Source organism: Pseudodesulfovibrio tunisiensis (genome assembly GCF_022809775.1).
GTDB classification, from domain to species: Bacteria; Desulfobacterota; Desulfovibrionia; order Desulfovibrionales; family Desulfovibrionaceae; genus Pseudodesulfovibrio; species Pseudodesulfovibrio tunisiensis.
In genome coordinates, this window is sequence record NZ_CP094380.1 from 2,366,343 (window position 1) to 2,385,523 (window position 19,181).

At 61.9% G+C, this 19,181-nt stretch carries 16 protein-coding genes; 4 read left to right on the forward strand and 12 right to left on the reverse strand.

Annotation, left to right across the window (positions count from 1 at the left end):
* Nucleotides 1–83: 83 nt before the first annotated feature.
* From MPN23_RS11580 to galE, 4 genes are all read right to left on the reverse strand, one after another.
* Nucleotides 84–1,013, reverse strand: a complete 930-nt coding sequence (locus tag MPN23_RS11580) for an aspartate carbamoyltransferase catalytic subunit (protein WP_243544351.1) — start codon at nucleotides 1,011–1,013, stop codon at nucleotides 84–86.
* A 195-nt stretch (nucleotides 1,014–1,208) separates the two neighbouring features.
* Complete coding sequence (locus MPN23_RS11585; protein ID WP_243544352.1) at nucleotides 1,209–2,342, reverse strand: amidohydrolase family protein; 1,134 nt, start codon at nucleotides 2,340–2,342, stop codon at nucleotides 1,209–1,211.
* A 105-nt stretch (nucleotides 2,343–2,447) separates the two neighbouring features.
* Complete coding sequence (locus tag MPN23_RS11590; RefSeq protein WP_243544353.1) at nucleotides 2,448–3,530, reverse strand: radical SAM protein; 1,083 nt, start codon at nucleotides 3,528–3,530, stop codon at nucleotides 2,448–2,450.
* Complete coding sequence (gene galE / locus MPN23_RS11595) at nucleotides 3,482–4,480, reverse strand: UDP-glucose 4-epimerase GalE (RefSeq protein WP_243544354.1); 999 nt, start codon at nucleotides 4,478–4,480, stop codon at nucleotides 3,482–3,484. Before galE ends, MPN23_RS11590 begins: the two co-directional genes overlap by 49 nt.
* 151 nt (nucleotides 4,481–4,631) lie before the next feature.
* On the opposite strand from galE, the gene MPN23_RS11600 reads away from it, so the two are divergent.
* Nucleotides 4,632–6,284 carry an NAD+ synthase gene (locus tag MPN23_RS11600; protein ID WP_243544355.1) on the forward strand — a complete coding sequence of 551 codons (1,653 nt, stop codon included), beginning with the start codon at nucleotides 4,632–4,634 and terminating at the stop codon, nucleotides 6,282–6,284.
* Here MPN23_RS11600 and MPN23_RS11605 read toward each other — a convergent pair.
* Nucleotides 6,281–7,030, reverse strand: coding sequence for an ABC transporter substrate-binding protein (locus MPN23_RS11605; RefSeq protein ID WP_243544356.1), 750 nt, complete (start codon nucleotides 7,028–7,030; stop codon nucleotides 6,281–6,283). The genes MPN23_RS11600 and MPN23_RS11605 overlap by 4 nt on opposite strands.
* A gap of 406 nt (nucleotides 7,031–7,436) precedes the next feature.
* Between MPN23_RS11605 and MPN23_RS11610 the strand changes: the two genes are divergently transcribed.
* The 3 genes from MPN23_RS11610 to MPN23_RS11620 all read left to right on the forward strand — a co-directional run bounded on the left by MPN23_RS11610 (nucleotide 7,437) and on the right by MPN23_RS11620 (nucleotide 12,521).
* Entirely contained in the window at nucleotides 7,437–8,666 is a 1,230-nt protein-coding gene (locus MPN23_RS11610) for a WD40 repeat domain-containing protein (protein ID WP_243544357.1), read from the forward strand.
* Between the two features lie 16 nt (nucleotides 8,667–8,682).
* Nucleotides 8,683–9,960: a transcription antitermination factor NusB gene (locus MPN23_RS11615; protein WP_243544358.1), complete on the forward strand. Its 1,278-nt coding sequence runs from the start codon at nucleotides 8,683–8,685 to the stop codon at nucleotides 9,958–9,960.
* A 158-nt stretch (nucleotides 9,961–10,118) separates the two neighbouring features.
* Nucleotides 10,119–12,521, forward strand: a complete 2,403-nt coding sequence (locus tag MPN23_RS11620; RefSeq protein WP_243544359.1) for a S8 family serine peptidase — start codon at nucleotides 10,119–10,121, stop codon at nucleotides 12,519–12,521.
* A 12-nt stretch (nucleotides 12,522–12,533) separates the two neighbouring features.
* On the opposite strand, the gene MPN23_RS11625 is transcribed toward MPN23_RS11620, so the two are convergent.
* The 7 genes from MPN23_RS11625 to MPN23_RS11655 form a co-directional block, all read right to left on the reverse strand.
* Complete coding sequence (locus MPN23_RS11625; protein WP_243544360.1) at nucleotides 12,534–14,903, reverse strand: PAS domain-containing hybrid sensor histidine kinase/response regulator; 2,370 nt, start codon at nucleotides 14,901–14,903, stop codon at nucleotides 12,534–12,536.
* Between the two features lie 158 nt (nucleotides 14,904–15,061).
* On the reverse strand, nucleotides 15,062–15,694 hold the full coding sequence (locus tag MPN23_RS11630; RefSeq protein WP_243544361.1) for a redox-sensing transcriptional repressor Rex: 633 nt from the start codon (nucleotides 15,692–15,694) through the stop codon (nucleotides 15,062–15,064).
* A gap of 103 nt (nucleotides 15,695–15,797) precedes the next feature.
* Nucleotides 15,798–16,103, reverse strand: a complete 306-nt coding sequence (locus MPN23_RS11635) for an ATP synthase F0 subunit C (protein ID WP_243544362.1) — start codon at nucleotides 16,101–16,103, stop codon at nucleotides 15,798–15,800.
* Between the two features lie 70 nt (nucleotides 16,104–16,173).
* On the reverse strand, nucleotides 16,174–16,866 hold the full coding sequence (gene atpB / locus MPN23_RS11640; RefSeq protein ID WP_243544363.1) for a F0F1 ATP synthase subunit A: 693 nt from the start codon (nucleotides 16,864–16,866) through the stop codon (nucleotides 16,174–16,176).
* Between the two features lie 26 nt (nucleotides 16,867–16,892).
* The gene (locus MPN23_RS11645; protein WP_243544364.1) at nucleotides 16,893–17,312 is read right to left on the reverse strand and encodes an ATP synthase subunit I; all 420 of its coding nucleotides are present in this window, start codon (nucleotides 17,310–17,312) and stop codon (nucleotides 16,893–16,895) included.
* On the reverse strand, nucleotides 17,302–17,595 hold the full coding sequence (locus MPN23_RS11650; RefSeq protein WP_243544365.1) for an AtpZ/AtpI family protein: 294 nt from the start codon (nucleotides 17,593–17,595) through the stop codon (nucleotides 17,302–17,304). The genes MPN23_RS11645 and MPN23_RS11650 overlap by 11 nt, the downstream gene beginning before the upstream one ends.
* A gap of 301 nt (nucleotides 17,596–17,896) precedes the next feature.
* Entirely contained in the window at nucleotides 17,897–19,165 is a 1,269-nt protein-coding gene (locus MPN23_RS11655; protein ID WP_243544366.1) for a DUF3426 domain-containing protein, read from the reverse strand.
* Between the last annotated feature and the right edge of the window lie 16 nt (nucleotides 19,166–19,181).

Genomic DNA, 19,181 nt, shown 5'->3' on the forward strand with positions numbered 1-19,181 from the left:
CGATTCGGCCCGAATGAGCCGATTTGCATCCGAAAAATTCGTTTCCTGCCAGCCCTGTCCCCATTGTCCGGGACGACCAGCCGCTATTCCTCGCCCTTGCGGGTCATGTGCAGAAAGAGCACGGCCATGCGCGTGGCAACGCCGCTTGCCACCTGATCCAGAATCAGGGACTGGGCACAGTCCGCCACGTCCGAGCTGATCTCCACGCCCCGGTTCAGGGGGCCGGGATGCATGATGCGCACATCCGGAGCCGCCATTTCCAGATGCCGCGCGGACAGGCCGTAGGTACGGGCATATTCGCGCAGATCGGGAAGCAGACCGTCGTGCTGGCGTTCGAGCTGAAGACGCAGACACATGACCACGTCCACGCCCTTCACCGCCTCGTCCAGATCGGAATACACGGTCGCAGGCCAGCTCTTCACGGCCGGGGGAAGCAGGGTGCGCGGTCCGCAGAGCCGGACCTTGGCCCCGAGCTTGTTGAAGAGATGCACGTTGGAACGGGCCACGCGGCTGTGCGCGATATCCCCGAGAATGAGCACGGTGCGCCCGGCCACGTCGCCCCATTCCTGATGCAGGGTAAAGCCGTCCAGCAGGGCCTGCGTGGGATGCGCATGCCTGCCGTCGCCCGCATTGATCACAGCGCAGTCGAGCCGATCCGCCATGAACCGGGCCGCGCCGCTGCACCAGTGCCGGATCACGATGGCGTCCGGGGCCATGGCCTGAAGCGTCAGGGCCGTATCCTTGAGCGTCTCGCCCTTTTGCAGGCTGGACGAACTCTTGGCCAGGGAAAAGGTGTCCGCTGAAAGCCGCTTGCCCGCCACGTCGAAACTGGTTTTGGTCCGAGTGCTGGGTTCCGCGAAAAACAGCACCACGCTGCGACCGCGCAAGGTGGGCACCTTTTTCACGGGCCGCTCGTTGATCTCCTGAAACCGCGCTGCGGTCTCGAAGATCGCCATGACCTCGGACTGGGAAAGCTGGGAAACGTCAAGCAGGTCCTTGTGTCGCCATTTCATATGGTCTTGCCTCCGGCTCCCGGGCATTCGGCCCGGGGTTCTCCTATGCTGTTTTCCGCGCGCCGCAGACCCCGCAGGCTCTGCTGGCGGTATACAATATCCATGACTCCATGTCCGCACCGCGCGCAAAAAAAACGGAAAAGGCGCCGCTTCCGGCAATGCCCTTTCCGTGTATCGCAATCACGTTGTCCATGGTTATTCGAACAATTCCCACAGCCAGTCCGGTACATGGGACCAGACGGCCAGTTTGCCCGGTTCGAGCGTGCCCAGACGATCATCCACGCCCAGCGCCCCTGCGGGATTCCGCGTCATCATGGCCAGCAGGTCTTCCGGGGAAAGCTCGCCGTGAAAGCGCTGTTTCAGATATTCGGCCTCGTTCCACAGGTTCAGGTCGTGATTCGAGGCCAGACTGTCCGTGCCCAGACACAGGTTCACCCCGGCCTGATGCAGCTTTTCCCACGGGGCACGGCCCACGTTGATGAACTCGTTGGAACGCGGACACAGGCACACGGATGCGCCGGATTCGGCAACGGTCCGCACGTCCTCGTCCGTAAGCTTCACGCAATGCACGGCCAACGTGGATTCGTCGAGCAGACCCAGATCATGCGCCTGCTGCACGGGCCGCTTGCCCGGAGCCGTGAAATCCCGCAGCCTGCCGCGCGCCTGAAGCAGGTCCAGAAACCCGCTCGGCTCACCGGCCATGATCGCCACTTCGTCATCGTGCTCGGCCAGATGCAGGGAAAAGGGCAACCCCTTGGCCCGGGTCTCGGCCTTGGCCGCCTGCAATACCTGCGCATGACAGGTGTACAGGCTGTGCCCGGCCACGGAATATCCGCCTCGGTCGAAATCCCCGCGAGGCATGAACCCCTTTCCGGGCACCTTCTCGCCGATGGCCTCGGTGAAAACCGTGAAAAAAAGACCGGATTCCTGAAGAAATCCGGCCATATCCTTGGCAAAACGGGTGGCAATGTCCCCCACCATCACGGTGCCGGTTCGCTTCAGCTCGGAAAACGCCTGATCCAGCTTGATGGGATCAAGCTCGTAGATGGGCTGACGGATCAGATCTTCGACCCAGGTGACGAATCCCTGATCGGCAACGGTCTTTCCGCGCAGATGCGCCAGTTCGAGATGATTGTGGGCATTGATGAGTCCCGGGGCAAGAAACACGTCCCCGAGATCAGTGACGGAACCGGAAAAGGCACGAGACAGGTCGGAAAATTTGCCGACCTCAAGTATCTTTCCCTGGCTCGTCAGTATTGCGGCATCGTTGATTACCGCCGAGCCGGGAACCAGTGTTGCGGCCCGGGCCGCGCGAAACAGTTCCGGCATTCGTTAGTCGCGTGTTTGAGGTTGAACACGGGATAGTCCATTTTCGCGCACGGGTAAAGAGGGAAATTCCGGCTTTTTCCGAACACGCCGAAACCCTTGGCAATGTCACGAAAGGGAAAATTTCCCGCCTTCGACATAGCGCACCGTGGCCCGGGTCACGCCCAATGGCGCATAGGCCTCGGCCAGTTCGTTCCCATGGCCGAACAGCTCGCCCTGATACCGTCGTGGCACGTCCAACCGGGACAACGGCCCGTGCTGAGCCGTGAACTCACGGATGCGGGATTGCAGAAAGGCGAACAGGGCGCGAGCACGCGCAGACTGTCCCAGAGCCGGATGCCACGGCCCGGCCAGCAGGTTGGCGGCAAGGGACGGCTCCGGGGCCACGCCCAGCCGGATCACGCGCACGTCCCTGGCCCAGAATTCCAGCAGGGCCTCGCCCAGTTCCGACTTGGCGCGTTCCAGCGGCCACGGAGCATATCTGCCGCGTTCCCAGAGTCGGGCCAGAGCCGCGCCGCGAATCACCAGACAGGGATACAGCCGCGCGGTTTTCGGCCCAAGAGACGCGGCAATGCGCACGTCCTCCTGAAACAGGCCTTCATGATCTCCGGGCAACCCGGGCAGAAGCTGCACCCCGAGATTCAGACCGCTGGCCAGCACGGTTTCGCATCCGGCGCGGGCTGTTCTGCCATCGTATCCCCTGCCGGACGCACCAAGGGCATGGTCGTCGAAGCTCTGGATGCCCAGCTCAACGGTGTCCAGCCCCAGCCCGCCAAGCCGTTGCAATCCCGGGACGTCCACACAGTCCGGCCGGGTGGAGCAGCGCACCGCCGTGATCAGGCCGCGCTCCCGGAACCGGGCCGCAATGGACAGGAAATGTTCGGGATACGGCGCGGGCAAAGCCGTGAACGTGCCGCCGTAGAACGCCAATTCGTACGGGCCGCGCCCCAGCTCCACAGCCTCTTCCAGATCACGGACCAGCTCCGTGGCAATGCGCTCCAGCGGATCGGCTCCATGCCCGGTCTGCACGTCCTGCGCACAGAACACGCACCGATGCGGACACCCGGCAAAGGGCAGAAACACCGGAAAGATGCGCGCCGCCACATGACGCGGTTCGGGATGGGCAAAGGTGATGGTGGTCATCAGTCCCGGGTCGCGGAAATCGGAGAATACCGGTCCATCCACTGCCATGCGTGACGGATCACGGTTTCCACGTCCTCGTATTGCGGGGTCCAGCCCAGCTCGGCCCGGGCCAGGGCATTGTCCGCCACCAGCCGGGCCGGATCGCCGGGCCTGCGCTGGCCGAGGACGGGCTGAATGTCCACACCCGTGACCGTGCGCGCCGCACTGATGATCTCCTGCACGGAATAGCCGTTGCCCGTGCCGAGATTGAAGGCCCGGGATTCGTGCTCCTCAAGGTAGTGCAGGGCCAGAATGTGGGCCTGCGCCAGATCGCTGACATGGATGTAGTCGCGGATGCAGGTGCCGTCCGGGGTGTCGTAGTCCGTGCCGAACACGGTGATGGGCCGATCCGGGTTGCGCGCGGCCCGAAGCACCAGCGGAATGAGATGGGTCTCGGGATCGTGATCCTCCCCGGATTCCCCGTCCGGGTCCGCACCCGCAGCGTTGAAATACCGAAGTGGACAGGAGCGCAGGCCATAGGCGCGGCCAAAGTCCTCAAGCATGCGCTCGACCATGAACTTGCTCCAGCCGTAGGGGCTCATGGGCCACTGGGCCTGTGTCTCGGGCAGGGGCACGGGCTGGGGCGAGGCATACACTGCGCAGGTGGAGGAAAACACCAGCCGGTCGCATCCGTGGTCGCGCATGGCTTCCAGCAGATTCAGGGTGCCTGCGGTGTTGTTGCGGTAGAATCGGGCCGGGTCCTTCACGGACTCCCCGACCTCGATGAACGCGGCAAAATGGATCACCCCGGCAGGAGCGTATTCCTCGAACACGCGATTCAGCAGGGCGCGGTCCGCAATGTCGCCCTTGACCAGCGGGCCCCATTTCACGGCCCATTCATGGCCGTAGATCAGACTGTCCAGCGTCACGGGCGTGTATCCGCGCTCGGCCAGCGCCTTGCACGTGTGACTGCCTATGTATCCGGCCCCGCCGGTCACCAGTATGTTTTTCGTCTTCATGTTCGCTCCATGCGTTCCCGGTTTCCCGGGACCATGCCATATTTTTCCGAATGTTGTCGATCAGGCCGCGTCCCTGTCAAGGCTATCCCGCGCCGCGCCGCAGGCCGTCCGCCGTATTGCCCGGAAACCGGGATTGGCGTATCACGGGTCCATGAAAATCGGCGTACTGCAACTCAATCCCCTTGTCGGCGATCTGGACGCGAATGCGGACCGAATCGTACGCGCCGCGCGCGAGGCCGCGCAACAGGGCGCGGACTTTTCCATGACCCCGGAGCTCGCCCTGTGCGGATATCCGCCCCGGGACCTGCTGCTCTACGAACGGTTCACGGCCCGGGTGCACGAGGTGGCACAGCGCATTGCCCGTGAACTGGCCGACCTGCCTCCGCTCCTGCTCGGCGCGGTCTGTCCCAATGAATCCGGACCGGGCAAACCCGTGTTCAACTGCGCGTACTGGTGCGAATCCGGACGCATTGCAGCCACGGTGCGCAAGACCCTGCTGCCCACCTACGACGTGTTTGACGAGGCCCGGTATTTCGAACCTGCGCCCGAGTCGGACGGCAGCGCCAACATCGTGGAATTCCGAGGAAGAAAAATCGCGGTTACCGTATGCGAAGACGCCTGGAACGACAAGGAATTCTGGGAAAAGCCGCCGTACGGGCGCGACCCTCTGGAGCTTGCGGCACGCCATGCCCCCGACGTGATCGTGAACCTGTCAGCCTCGCCGTTCTCCCTTGGCAAGCAGGCGGTGCGGGAAAAGCTGCTCGGCACGGTCGCGGCGCGACATGCCATTCCCCTGATCTACGCCAACCAGATCGGCGGCAATGACGATCTCGTGTTCGACGGCCGTTCCTGCGCGTTCGGCCCGGACGGCTCCCTGACCTTTCGCGCTCCCGGATTCGAGGAAGCGGTTTCCGTGGTGGACACGGATGCGGGCGGGACCGTGGCCGACGACGATTTTTCGCAGGAAGCCGAGACATGGCGCGCTCTGGTGCTCGGCACCCGGGACTACGCGCGCAAGAGCGGATTTTCCAAGGCCCTGCTCGGCCTGTCCGGCGGCATCGACTCGGCCGTGACCGCGGTTGTGGCAGCCCATGCCCTTGGCCCGGACAACGTGCTGTGCGTACTCATGCCTTCGCCCTATTCCAGTCGGGGCAGCGTGGACGATTCCCTGCAACTGGCCCGCAATCTGCGCACCGCAACCATGACCCTGCCCATCGAACCGGCCATGAAAGCCATGGACAGCACCCTGTCCGAGGCGTTTCAGGGATGTGATCCGGACACCACGGAAGAGAACATCCAGTCCCGCATCCGGGGCAATCTGCTCATGGCCCTGTCCAACAAGTACCGCTCCCTGCTCCTGACCACGGGCAACAAGTCCGAGCTGGCCGTGGGATACTGCACGATCTACGGGGACATGTCCGGGGGGTTCGCCGTGATCTCGGACGTGCCCAAGGTCGCGGTCTACAAGCTGGCCCGCTGGATCAATGCGAACCTGAACGCACCCATCCCGGAGGACATCATCACCAAGCCGCCGTCTGCGGAACTCCGGCCCGATCAGAAGGATCAGGACTCCCTGCCCGACTACGAAATCCTCGACGCGATTCTGGAAATGCACATCGAAGGCCAGCTCTCGGAACAGGAAATCGTGGAAAGGGGATTCGACGCGGCAACGGTCCACCGCATCCTGCATCTGGTGAACATCGCGGAATTCAAGCGCAGGCAGGCCGCGCCCGGAATCAAGATCACCCCGCGCTCCTTTGGCACGGGCTGGCGCATGCCGCTCGCCTGCCGAAGGGACTTCTAGCGGCCGACACGATCCGGGCCACGCAGGGCCCCGCTCACGTATTCCGGGGCAATGAATCCCCGGTTCGCATGGGAATCGATGAATCCGCGCTGGGTCCAGAAACGCCCGGCGCGATCCGCAACCTCGAAGATGTTGCCGGGCCGGGAACGGGCAAGGAACTCCCGGTTCTCCTCCCGACCGAGGAAACGCACCCCCGCCAGCATGTCGGCCACCCGGTTGGGAGCAATGCCCAGCGCATCCCCGATGATGGCATTGGCCTCCACGGGATGGGATTGCATCCAGTCCACGGCATCGAACCATGCCCGGGCCAGCCCCATGCAGACCTGCGGCGCATCGTCCGCCATCTGTTTTCGCATCACCAACACATCCACAATGGTACGCGGAAAATCCCGGGACGAGACCAGCACATGCGCGCCCGGCCTGCGGGCCATGCGCTCCAGCCACGGCTGCCACGTCACGGCCGCGTCCAGCTCCCCGGCCAGAAACGCCCGGGTCATGTCCTCGGAAAGCATCTCCCGCACGCGCAGATTCTCCTCGTCCACTCCGGCGCGTTCCAGAGCCGTGAGAAAGAAGAAATAGGACGTGGAACTCTTGTGCAGCCCCACCACACGGCCCGACAGATCGGCCAGCGAGTCCAGCCCCGGCTGCGCCACGATCCCGTCTCCGCCCGCGGATTCGGCCAGCGCGAACAGCACCACGCCCGGTGCGCCGCCGCGCCCGGTGCAGCACCTCGCGGTCGAGCACATTGCACAGGGCATCGACCGTGGCCGCGGACATGGCCGCCTGATATTCGGACTCGTCCTCCATGCGTACCAGTTCGACATCAACACCGTATCGCCGGAAAAAATCCTTGTCCCGGGCAATGAACAACGGCCCGTATCCGACCCATGTGGCAAAGGCGATGCGCACGTCCCGGGCATGGCAGGGCGTTGCCGGAACAAGATCACAGCACAGAAGCACGAGCAGCAATACGCAAAAAACGGTTCGAAGCATGGCAGTCCCGGGCAAAGATTGACAATCTGTGATATCGTATCCGGGATACAGAAGCCGTGCAACCCTTGAACCGGAAGCGGACACACTCTTTTTTTCGACCGTCCCCACTCCCGGCTTGAACTCCCGGCGACCTCGTCCTAAGATGCTTAAAGGAGGGTTATGAGTTACGGCAACGCCATATTGCGCGGTATGAAAAGCCTGCTTGCCGGACTTGCGGCGGCCGGTCCGGCCCTGTTTGCGGCCATCGCCCTTGACGGAGCGGGCCTGAACCTGAACGGACCGGGCGGATGGATCGCGGGCGGCATCTTCGTTCTGCTCTACTGCATTGCCCTGGCCATCTATTTCCGGCCTCTGGAAATCCTGTTCGCCTCCGCGTTCTGGACCGCCGCCCTGATGAGCATTTCCTTTTTCACGGCCTCGCCGGACAGCCTGCCGAACCGCATAGCCCATGACATGGCCTGGGATTTCCGCGCCGAGGGACAGCACGATCCCGAAGCCCTGCTCATGGCCTACGACGCGCACCGCAGCCGGATCACGGACATCGCGGTTTCCCCGGACAACAGCATCATTGCCTCGGCCGGAACCGACGGACGCATCGCCCTGCATGAATTTCCCTCGGGCCGATTCATCCGCGCCCTGAAATGCCAGGAGCCTGCGGACATGATCCGCTTCTCCCCGGACAATGCCCTGCTGCTGGCCCGAACCAGGTCGGGACAGGCCCAGATATGGAATCCGGCCACGGGAACGCTCAAGGCCAGAATCGGCCTGCGCCCGGGCGTGCAATTTGCGGATTTCGCGGCGGACAGTCAGCACGTGATCGCCACCGAAGGCCGACTCGTTGCCCTGTGGGAACCCGGCGGCATGGAAACCCGATGGACCGTGGAAACGCAGGGCGGGATTGCCGCCGCAGCCCTGACCCCGGACCGCACCGGCCTGCTCGTGGCCTATGCCGACGGGCAGTCGTCCATGGAAATGTACGACGTGGACACCGGTGCACTCATCAATCGATTTCGACCGCCGTGCGTGCCCCTGCGCGTGCTCGCGCTTTCCCCGGACACGGAAAACGTGGCTGCGGCCAACGGACTGCTTGCGCACGGCGCCGTGCTGCGCAGGCTGGCCAGTCTGGGCCGCGCCGACAATCTCAAGGGCACGGGCGGATTCATCCGCAGGCTGGCCTTCAATCCCGAAGGCGACCTGCTCGCCCCGTCCGGCGAACGCATCCACGGCATCATCTGGGACCTGAACAACGACCAGTCCGCCATTCCGGTGCCCGGACACAAGGGAGCCGTGGGCGCGGCAACGTTCACGCCCGACAACGCCTTTCTCGTGACCGGCGATGCCAGCGGAACCGTTCGCATATGGAAACTCAACGCCTTGCTGAATCAGTAACGGAGAATTTGCCTACATGACTCGGACCCGATCCCCGAAACCCCTTCCCATTGCCCGTGCCGTTGCCCTGGAGGCCCTGTTCCGCTGTCTGGAGCAGGGGCAGGACGTGCAGGCCGCACTCGACACGGCCCTGACCGATCATGCGCCGGAACAGCGCGACGCCGCACTGGCCACGGAACTGACCTACGGCTACCTGCGGCTCAAGGGCAGGCTGGACTACGTCCTGTCCCGGTTCATCAAGGACCCGTCGCATCTGCCCCCGAAAATGGCGCTGGCCCTTGGCGTAGCCGCCTATGAAATCCTTTCTCTGGACCGAGTCCCGGCATACGCCAGCGTGGATTGGGCCGTGGATTTCGCCAAGACCAAGCCCGGAGCCCGGCTTTCCGGCCTGTTCAACGCAGTGCTTCGCCGGGTGTCCGAACTCGGGGATACGGCTCTGGACCCGGATTTCTATGCCAGGGATGCTGGCAAGATCGAATTCCTTTCCCGGGTCTATGCCTGCCCGGAATGGCTGGTCACGCTCTGGATCGCCGCATACGGCGAGGAAAACGCACTCAAGTATCTGGAGGCCCAGTGCCAGCCCCCCGCGCTCGGCGTGAACCTGTTCCGACACCCGGACGCGGACCAACTCTACGGCGACCTTGCCGGCCACGAGGACCTCATGGACGTGGAGGGCATGTGCTTTGCCCTGCCGTCCGGCGCGTCCCTGCCCAGGGTCGACACGCCCATTCACCGCCAGTCCTTTGCCGCGCGTCAGGCATTGGAACAGCTCCGCCCCGAGACATGGGACGCTCCAGTGTGGGACGCCTGTGCCGGACGCGGCGGCAAGACCCGCGTGCTTCTGGAAAAGGGAATTCCGGTCTTTGCCAGTGACGTGCACAAGGGCAGGCTGGCTGCGCTCCGGCGCGAACTGCCCGACGTGAAGGCGTTCGAGGCTCCGGCCGATTCGGCCCAGCCGCCCGAGGTGCCGGGCACCATCCTGCTGGACCTGCCCTGTTCCGGACTGGGCGTGCTCTCCCGCAGGCCGGACGCCAAATGGAAGCGGACCCCGGCGGACCTCGCCAAACTGGCCCAGCTCCAGCGGGACATTCTGGACAATGCCGCAACCCGGGTCCGCCCCGGCGGCATGGTCGCTATCATCACCTGCACCCTGAACCCGGACGAAAACGAAACGCAGGTGCAGCGTTTTCTCGCGGACAATCCCGGGGCTGCCATGGAAATCCAGTGGACCACCCCGGCGGACTCGAGACTGAACGAATTCTTTTACGCGGCCCTGGTCCGCATGCCGAAGTAAAAGGTAAAAATCGCGATTTGGGGGGGGAGTTGTTCGACTCCCCCCTTGTCCATGCTGGCCATCCGATATATGCAAGCTGCATGACTGCAACATCACAGCCACCCGCTCTTCCACATCTTTCTTCCACCGAGCAGCCCGAAGCCGCCCAAGAACATGCCATGCCCTTCGGTCCGGTGGCGGATGCCGAACAATCCGCACAGGACAAGCCCGAAGCAGAGCCTTCAGCGGAGTCGGAAAGTCCTTCTTCCGAGCCTCCGGTCCCGGCAGATGCGACATTCGACCCGGTGCCGGATGAGGCAGAACTGGAACTGGGGCTGCATTCCGCATTTTTCGCCTTTCCCGAGGCGGACAACACCCTGGCCATGTCCACGACATGGAATCAATGGGCCAGCTTTTCCAGCCCCCCACAGCCCTTTCCCGCGCCGGGCAGATTCCTTTCCATGCCCATTCACCCGGAATCGCCACAGCCCGAATCTCCGGAAATGGAAGACGATCCCTCCTCCACCACTTCAAGGCACGAATTCGTCCAGTGGCAGTACAGCAATCCGACACACCCCGGGGTGGACCTGAACATGGCCAACGTGTGGGAGGAATTCACGGGCAAGGGCGTGAAGGTGGCGGTCATCGACAACGGCATGGAATACACCCACCCGGAACTCGGCCACAGCTACATGCCGGAATACGGCTATGACGGTCAGCTCGACATCAACGACCCCACGCCCAAGGCCGAACACGAAAATCACGGGACCCAATGCGCCAGCCTGATCGTAGGGGCAAACGACGGTCAGGGCATTACCGGGGTGGCCTACGACGCGTCCTTCTCGGCCATCCGCATCGGCCTGAACGGCAGCCCCATGACCGACTCGCAGATGGCAGACGCGATTCATCACGCGGATTTCGCGGACGTGGTCAACATGAGCTACCGAAGCATCGCGTTTCAGAACGCACCATTGGAAAATGCGGCCTACACCGACCTTGTCGAACATGGCCGCGACGGGCTCGGCTCGCTCCTGTTCAGGGCTCCAGGCAATGACCGCCTTGACGGAATGTATTCCGTCACGGATACCGCCGCGTTCAATCCGGGCATGAATCTGGTCGGGGCCATCGAAGCCACCGGGAAATTCGCCAAATTTTCCACACCCTCGTCAGCCACCCTGGTCACGGCTCCGGGCGACGACATCTGGCTGGCGGACCGAGTGCCGCCTCACGGCGACAATCCCGACGGCAGCTACATCCAGCTTTGGGGCACATCCTATTCCACGCCCATGGCCTCCGGAGTTGCCGCACTCATGCTGGAGGCCAACCCGAATCTGGGCTACCGCGACGTGCAGGCCATCATGTCCATGACAGCCCGCCACACGGAAAACGCCACCTCCGACGACAACATCGGTCAATGGGATTGGCAGATCAACGGCGCACACGACTGGAACAACGGCGGCATGCACGCCAGCCACGACTACGGCTTCGGCCTTGTGGATGCAAAAGGCGCAGTGCGTCTGGCCGAATCATGGGATCAGGGTGTGCATACCGCGTCCAACGTGATCACCACCTCGGTTTCGGCCCACCCGAACGCACCGCTCCCGGACGCAGACGGCACCTGTCTGGACAGTTCGGTCACGGTAACCGACTCGATGACAGTGGAATATGTGCAGGCGGAAGTGACCGTTGCCGGGCTTGTGCCATCACAGCTCGCTCTGGCCCTGTATTCTCCGTCCGGCACGGAGAGCTGGCTTTTATACACCCCGCCCTCGGAATGGGATGCCGGAATCGAGCAGAGCGGCATGCATTCCCTGACCGCCCTGTTCGGCTCCACCCAGTGCCGGGGCGAACTGTCCTCCGGCGAATGGCGACTGGCCGCATGGGATCTGGTCACGGGAACGGAACACACGCTGGAAGACTGGACCCTGACCCTGCATGGCGCTCCGCAGGACAACAACGACCTGTACGTGTTCACGGACGAATTCGGGGAACACGCAGCGCAGGACGCGTTGCGCGCCGAGCTGGCCGACAATGCCGGGATCGACACCATCAATGCCTCGGCCTGCTCCACGGATTCGCTCATTGACCTGCGGGCCGGAGAAACCAGCATCATTGACGGGACCGAACTGACCATTGCCTGGGGAACCACCATTGAGAATGCGCACGCCGGGGACGGCAACGACACGCTTGTCGGCAACCTTGCGGACAACCAGCTGTTCGGCTGGCGCGGTGACGACACCTTGTGCGGCGGAGCAGGACAGGACAAGCTCACGGGCGGAACCGGGTCGGACGTGTTCCTGTACCAGAGCACGAATCAGGGTGGTGACACCGTGCTCGACTTCACTCTGGGGCAGGACCTCTTCGCCTTTTCCCATGCGGAATTCGGCTGGTCCGAAACGGGCTTTCTGGACGCAGACCATTTCTTCACCAGCCTGATGGACATGAATGTGAACGAGGCGTGTTTCGTCTTCGAGGCGGACACGCTGTATTACGATGCTGACGGAACAGGGGACAGCGCCGCCATCACCATTGCGGAAATCGCCGGGGACGATGTTCAGGCGGACAGCATCGCGCTGGTCTGATTCAAATCCGGATCAATCCCGGCGCATCACGCGCTGGATTTCGGCTTCCAGATCACCGACCTCGAACGGCTTGGGCACGTACCCATTCATTCCGGCCTCCAGAAATCGAGCGCGATCCTGCTGCATGGCATGGGCTGTCAGGGCAATGACCGGAATCTCCAGATCAAGATCGGACCGAATGGCCCGGGTGGTCTCGAGACCATCCATGCCCGGCATCTGAATGTCCATGAGCACGCAATCGAACTGCTTGCGGCCCAATTGATCCAGTGCATCCTCCCCGGTTTCCACGCACACGCAGACATGGCCCAGCTGATTGAGCAGCCTTTCGACCACAACGCGATTTATGCGCTCATCCTCGGCCAGAAGGATGCGCAACCCCGTAACCCGCGGCAGGGAAGCCAGCGGATAGGCGCAACTTTCGCATTCTGCCTGCCCGGCTGACTTCACCGTGACGCAAAAGGCGATGTTGGTGCCTTTCCCCTCTTCGCTGGAAATGGACATGTTGCCGTCCATCAGGCCGACCAGACGCCGCGCAATGCCAAGGCCGAGGCCGGTTCCCTGATATTTGCGCGTGTACGAGCCATCCACCTGGAAAAAGGGATCGAACACGGCCTTGAGTTTGTCCTCGGGAATGCCGATGCCGGAATCATCCACTTCAAAATACAACCGGGTCCTGCCGTCCGGAGTCTGGCCCAGAGGATATCCCTCGACGCGGACACGCCCGGACTGGGTGAACTTGACCGCATTGCCCACCAGATTGAAGAGAATCTGGCGAAGTCGTCCCTTGTCCCCGCGAAAGCAGTTGGGCAGCCCCGGGTCCATGTCCCACGAGCACTGCACTCCGCGTTTTTCCGCAGGATGCCGGAAAACCGAAACCACGGAATCCATGAGCGACCCGATCTCGAAATCCGTTTCCTCCAGTTCAACCTTGCCGGACTCGACCTTGGAGAGATCCAGAATGTCGTTGAGCACATGCAGCAGGCCGCGCCCGGACTTCATTGCCAGCCCCAGATAATTCCGCTGTTCCGGGGTCAGGTCGGAGAACCGCAGCAGTTGCAGGATGCCGAGCAGCCCGTTCAGAGGCGTCCGGATTTCGTGGCTCATGTTGGCGAGAAATTCATTCTTGGCAAGGCTTGCCTGCTCTGCCTGTGCCTTGGCCCGGGTGAGCTGCTCCTCCATGCGCTTGAGCCGGGTGATGTCCGCGGCAAGATGCATGTGCACAAGGCGTCCTTCCAGCCATTCGATGACACGGTCGTGATTCAGATACCACCGTTTGGAAATCGGGTTGAACCCCTCGTACACCTCGGTGGACGCATCCTTGCCCCCGGTACTCAGCAGCCAGGGTTTCCGGCAATGGGAACATTGTCCGGAATCGTTGCGGAAGTGGCTCCAGCAGGGCACGCCCGGCAGACATTCGCCAAAGGTCTCGACCATGTGCTTGTTGATGAACAGCACCTCGTGAGTCTCCAGATCGGACACGTACACATCCGCGTCAATGCCGTCGAGAATGGCATGCAGCCGCTTTTGCGAATGCAGCAGCTCGCGATTGGCCAGCACCCTTGCGGTCACGTCCACAAGCGACCCTTCCAGCAGCGACAGTTCCCCCGTGCTTTCGTCCCGGACGGCCCGCGCATTCTCGGAAACCCAGACCTCGGACCCGTCCTTGCGCCGGAACCGGGTTTCATGGCCGAGAATCTCGCCCTTTTCCCGCAGCACCCTGAGCAGCCGATCCCTGTCCGCAGGCTCTGGATACAGTTCCTGACCGATGCACGCGATCGACTGCATGAGCTCTTCCGGCGAGCCATAGCCCAGCAGGGTCGCCAGAGCCGGATTCACGTTCACGAACCTGCCGTCCGGGGTGGACTGGTACAGCCCGACCACGGAGTTCTCGAACAGTGTCCGATAATTGTGTTCGCTCTCCAGCAGGGCATCCCTGCCGCGCCAGTCCTCGCCAACATCATGAAGAATGCAGTGGGTCTGCCGAAAACCGCCCTGCTCATCATGGCCGACACGTCCGTCGAACGCGGCCAGCAGCAGGGAACCATCCTTGCGAACCATCTCGAAAATCACGTTGCGGACTTCGCCGATCTCGAGAAAACGGGGAAAACGGCCCTTGAACAGTTCCCGCGAATCCGGTGTCAGGAATTCCCCGAACCACTTTCCAAGGACTTCGGACTGCTCGTAGCCGAGCAGTTGCAGCCATGCCTGATTCGCCTCGAGGATTCGCCCGTCACGATCCAGAGACTGGTATCCGAGAGGCGCGCGTTCGAAGAAATCCCGAAAGTATTCGGTTCCGCGCCCGCGCAGGTTCCGGTTTTCCCTTCGCAGGAATTCCAGCTCCCTGATCAGCTCTTCCCGTGTCCTTTTCGCGTCATCGACCATGGCATCACCCGGTATTGGCAGTTTCCCCGGCACAATACGCCACGGTGCGATTGCGGGCTGTTATTTTTGGGGAAGCGCCGGTCGCCGGACGCAACAAAGCAGACGGCGTCCAGTAGGTACCGGACGCCGCCTGCACGAAAAAATCAGGCTCCTGTCGACTAGCTTCCGCCCAGGGTGATCTGGAAGGCCAGCGAGTAGAGGGAGTCGAAAAAGTCGACGTACTCAACGGGGATATGCGACGGAACATTGATGCGCGCCGCAGCAAAGTTGATGATCCCCTTGATGTTCCCTTCGACGAGATGGTTGGCGGCGCGCTGGGCGCGATCCGGCGGCGTGGTAATGATGCCGATCTCCAGGCCAAGCTCCGGGGCGCGTTCCTTGATGTGCGTGGGACACACGATTTCCATGTCCGCGACTTCCTGCCCGATCTTGTCGGGGTCGCAGTCGAACGCCGCCTTGATGCAGAATCCGCGCTCGCAGAAATGACTGTGCTTGAGCAGGGCCGTACCCAGACTCCCCACGCCGATCAGGGCGCAGTTCCATACCCGGTCGATACCGAGGGACTGCTTGATGGACGAGATGAGCTCCTGCACATAGTACCCGACGCCGCGAACGCCAAACTCACCGAAATACGCCAGATCCTTTCTGATCTGGGAGGAGTTCACAGAACAGGCGCGGGCCAGCTTTTCCGAAGATATGACTTCGACGCCGTCCCGCTGGAGGTTCTGAAGAACCTGGATATATACCGCCAAGCGCCCTATCGTGGCCTTGGGAATGTGTTCACTTTTCATATACGAACCTTTTCCGAGTCCAGTCATGTGAATTTTTTAACAAGACCTGACTCGAAAAAGGGAGGCCGGGGGCCTCCCCTTTTCATTCAATAAACCGATCCAACTAGACAACGAAGAGCAGGATCAGGTTGACAACCAGAGCGTAAATAGCCAGGGACTCGACAAAGGCGAGGCCGAGGATCAGGGTGGTGGTCAGCTGGCCACCAGCTTCGGGATTGCGGGCGATGCCTTCGCAGGCGCCCTTCAGGCCCATGCCCTGACCGATACCGCAGAGACCGGCAGCGATGCCCATGCCCAGAGCAGTGGCGTAAGCCTTGGCGGACATGATGGCGGGATCGCCAGCGGCGAAGGCAGCGGAAGCAGTCAGCACCATGGCCAGAGTCGTCAACAGAATCTTAGCAGCTTTCATGTAAGTTTCCTCCAACAAATCAATTATTGTTTTGGTCTAAGACCATTTCCCCATGATTGTCCAGCACGAATTAATGTGCGTGCTCGATGGCGCCCTGCAGGTAGATCATCGTCAGCATGAAAAAGATGAATGCCTGGATGGTCTTGGCCAGCATGAACAGAAAGTACATCGGCAGGGTGCCCAGAACCGGAGCCAGCATGAACAGCAGAATCAGAACGATTTCCTCACCGCGGATGTTGCCGAACAGACGAAGCGTCAGGCTGAGCGGCCGCGCGATGTGGGAAATGGGTTCCAGAATCAGCATGAGCGGGGCCAGAAAGCCGACCGGGCCCATGAAGTGCTTGATGTAGCCGAAGCCCCATTTTTTGATACCTACGCCCTGATAGAACAGGAACACGATGACGGCCATGGCCGCATTCGTGTTGATGTTGGCGGTGGGCGCGTCGCAGCCGGGGACCAGACCGATGTAGTTCATGACCAGAATGGCCATGAAGATGGTCACCAGCAGCGGAACGAAACGACGGCCTTCCTGACCGAGGTTCGTAACGACAAAGTCCTCCAGGCCGCCCACAATCACCTCGAAGAGGTTCTGCATGCCGCCGGGGACGAGTTTCAGGCTGCCGCGAACGAGCAGTCCGAGAGAAAACAGGATAGCCATTGCCAGCCACATGTACAGCACGTGGTTGGGAATGTGGGTGCCCAACGCGGAGTTGAGCATATCCATGTACAACAGGGGATGCGGTAAACCGCCTGCGAAACCCATATCCTTACGCCTCCTTAGAAATCAAGCTAGGCATTCTTACGCCCCATTTGCACCAGGTTTGAAACAGCGATGTTCGCCACCACCGTGCCGAGCCCGGCTACCAACCCCCATATGGGAATTCGAACGATTCCGATCAGCCAGTAGAGGGCCAACCCGCTCAGAACCATTTTTCCCATAAAAATCGCAAACAGGATGAACGGCGCGCCCTTGCGCACGTACACAAGCTGCTGGGCAATGCGGGCCAGTGCCCAGAAATTCACGGTCGCGAGGACCGCGCCCGCCGCGTAGGCAAGCGCCCACGGAGAACATGCCAGCACCAGCATGATCGCTAAAGAGGTCCCCAGCGACACATAAATCTGGTTGCGAACAATGACGCGAACCTCTGGATGGGCGAACCCGCTCCTGACAAGAAGCCGCTCGACCATCTGATTGAGTTTACGCATCATGCTCCCCGTTTTCCTGTTTCAAAGAACCTTGCTGCTGCTTTTTGCGGGCCTCTTCACGCATCTGCAGTTTTCTCACGTCCTCGAAGACCATCTTGAATCCGGCCATGATGCCGAGCAGGGCCCAGATCATGGTCATCCACGGTTCGGTCCCGAGCCACTTGTCGAGATAATAGCCGATGACCAGCCCAACGACAGTACCGGATACAAAATGCAGTCCCAGCGTTCCCGCAGTGGAACCGACCTGTACGACGGTCTTTATTCTGTCGTCTTTTAAAAAGCGCATCCATGCACCTCATGAAGGAATTTTTCCTTTCGGCTCCGGAGGAGAGCCGTCCCGGAAAAGCATTCGTGCATTCCTTCACAAGTGGAGGAGAGGTACCATATGCCAAGCTTTCACGTCAATGCGTTTTTCATTTTTCCACGCGTTTTTCTGCCCGGAGCACGTCCGTGTCCGGCGCAAAAGCCCTGTCTCTCAACCACTTGTGAATCCGCACATTTTTTAACGCCGATTTCCCGGCGGAACGAGTCCGAAGCCACGCGATGCGGCTTCGGTGTCCGTTCAGAACATTCTGCGTCCGCGCTCCCTATTCCGGGTCTGCCGCGTCCACCACCTTGACCATGAATTCCTTGACCTCGGCCGGAGGCTCGAAGAACACCGCCATGAACGGTGCGGCCGAACCGGGCCGGATGAAGGTGTTGTTGGACAGGATGCCCACCTCGGACTGAAGCCCCTGCTCGATCTCCTCGCGCGTCTGCACCTCGAGCTGGAACTGGGACAGCACGTTGCCGCACAGCAGGTCACGGGTGGCAAGGGCATTGCCCTGCGCATCGTACAGGGCCACTTCGACCCGGATGCGCTCCTTGGGCGTGGAGAACCGGTTCACGGCCTTGCCTTCGACCACGAACAGATTGCCGGACTTCTCGTTGACCACGTAATACTGCTTGACGTTCTTGAGCTCGATCTTGCGCAGCCGCTCGGCCGGGGATTCGCCCGGCTCCACGTCCGTGGTCGCGGACTCGTCGGCAAACCACGCGCCAACATAGGGCACGTTGCGGAAATATTGCGCCGGGTCCAGCCCGAACAGCTTCCATGCCTGAAAATAGATGGCTGCGCCCGAACCCAGAATCAGGATCAGCAGCACGATCAGACAGCCAAGGGATTTACCGCCCTTCTTTCTTTCGGGCTTTTCCTCACTGTCGCCATCCAGAGAAAATCCGCCCTGATCGAGCCCGAGGTCCTCGGGCTCGTCCCCGTCGTCCTCAAGCTCCTGGTCGTCGCCATCCTCGAAAAGGTCGTCGCCGGGCTCGTCGTCCTCCCCGTCCTCGAACAGGGAATCGTCGTCCTCGTCGCCATCCTCGTCCGCAAACAGGTCGTCCTCGTCGCCTTCGAAGACGGTATCCCTGGCCGGGGCATCGGGTCCGGGCCCTTCCTCGGCCTCCTCGGCGGAGTCCGCGGCATCGTCGAACAGGTCGTCCACATCGGCAAAGGCATCGTCTTCGGATTCCGAAGACGGTTCCTCCAAGGGCTCCTCCTCTTCAGATTCGGATGCAGGCTCGGATGCAGGCTCTTCGGGCGCAGGTGCCGGAGTCGGCTTTTCCGTCGCGGATTCCTCCACTGTATCCTGGCCCATGGCTTCGTCGAACTCCCGGGCAAAGGCCTGATCCGCGTCCGCGTGCGGCTTGGCCCCCTCGTCCTCAAGCAGGGATTCCACCTCTTCCTCGGGGGTGTCGGTGGGCGGCGCGGCCTTGAACACGTGCGCGCATTTGGAGCACTTGACCTTGGAACCACCCGGGGCAAGACGATCCTCGGGCAGATTGTACCGGGTCTGGCAGTTCGGACAGGTAATGATCATGGCGGCGACTCCGGGA